Genomic DNA, 1,397 nt, shown 5'->3' with positions numbered 1-1,397 from the left:
TTGACACGAAACCGGGCAGAGAATATACTTTAGTCATGGTGATCGAGACGAATCGCCAGCAAATAAAAGCCTCAAGTCAACGTAAGGAACCAATACCGTGAATAGCTACGAAGCCAAACAAGCCGCCCGCAAGGCCCGCTTTGAAGAACGCGCCGCGAAGGCCAGCGCCGAGAGCGCGAGCACCTACAAGCGCGCCCGCAGCATGGGTGAGGCCATCCCCTTCGGCCAGCCCATCTTGATCGGGCATCACAGCGAACAGCGCGACCGTAACTTCCGCGGACGCATCCACAACACCTACGGCAAAGCCTTCGCCCTGCAAGACAAGGCTGCCCACTATGCGAGCAAGGCGGCCAGCGTGGGCGCTGGCGGGATTTCGAGCGACGACCCCGAGGCCATCGAGAAACTGCGCGCCGAGCTGGCGAGCATCGAGCAATCGCAGGAGCGGATGAAGGCTGCGAACAAGGCCATTCGTGCCCACAAGACCCCGGAAGACCAGGCCGCCGCGCTGGTGGCGATCGGCTTCACCGAGGCGCAGGCCGCCGAGGCAGTCAAGCCGGACTTCTGCGGGCGTGTCGGCTTCCCGTCCTATGCCCTCTCGAACAACAACGCCAATGCGCGACGCATCAAGGCCCGCATTGCCGAATTGGAACGGCGCAGCCAGCGGGAGGACGTGGAGCAGGAAGGCAACGGCTACACCTACCGCGAGGACACCGAGGAAAACCGCGTGATGTTCATTTTCCCCGGCAAGCCCGATGAAGACACCCGCAGCCTATTGAAGTCGCATGCCTTCAAGTGGTCCCCGTCGCGCGGGGCGTGGGTGCGCCAGTTGAATAACGCCGGTTTGTGGGCGGCGAAAACCATCCGCGCCGTTCTCGACGAAACCAAGTAAGCAAGGAGTCGCACGATGGACGATTTTCAAACCGTCATGAAGTGGGTGACGCTTCTCCCCGAGGTCGGAACGCCGATCCTCAACGACTGCGAAGCCATCAGTGGCTTGGTGCGTGAGGCTGCCGAGCTTGAGCGGCAAGTGAGCGCGAAGCGTGGCGAGGCGTAGCGGGCTTCCCTGGCGCTGGAAGGCCGCATTCGCGGCCAGTGGAGTGACGCCGAGATTCAGGAGGCCAAGACCAAGGCCGAGCAGTAAGGAAACCGCCCTTGCCTTCGGGCAAGGGCTCCACACGCGCCCAACGGCGACACGATCCGGGTTCGCGTGAACCTGATGCCTTCCGGGCGCTGACCGGCCCGGAGTTCCACCCGAACCACCATCACAAGCCCGCTGCAAGCGGGCTTTCGTTTTCGCGTCCGCGAAAACATGAAAGGCAAAGGCATCGCTCGCCGCTATGCGTCGCCGGGGGAATGTGCGCCTGCGGCTTCCTTCCCCCGGCCTTGCCGGGAGCTTG

General features: G+C 63.0%; 2 protein-coding genes. Both read left to right on the top strand.

The features are described from left to right. Positions 1 to 97 precede the first annotated feature (97 nt). Complete coding sequence (locus M622_RS38500) at positions 98 to 889, top strand: DUF3560 domain-containing protein (protein WP_021251074.1); 792 nt, start codon at positions 98 to 100, stop codon at positions 887 to 889. 15 nt (positions 890 to 904) lie between these two features. Beyond that, positions 905 to 1,054, top strand: a complete 150-nt coding sequence (gene kleA, locus M622_RS40250; RefSeq protein ID WP_021251073.1) for a stable inheritance protein KleA — start codon at positions 905 to 907, stop codon at positions 1,052 to 1,054. Positions 1,055 to 1,397 lie beyond the last annotated feature (343 nt).

This window comes from Thauera terpenica 58Eu, from assembly GCF_000443165.1.
Taxonomy (GTDB): Bacteria; Pseudomonadota; Gammaproteobacteria; order Burkholderiales; family Rhodocyclaceae; genus Thauera; species Thauera terpenica.
Note: the sequence above shows the minus strand (reverse complement) of the source record. Positions and strands in the feature narration are given on the sequence as shown.

Coding starts and splice junctions, on each gene's coding strand:
- kleA (WP_021251073.1), top strand. CDS start 905: ATGGACGATTTTCAAACCGTCATGAAGTGGGTGACGCTTCTCCCCGAG.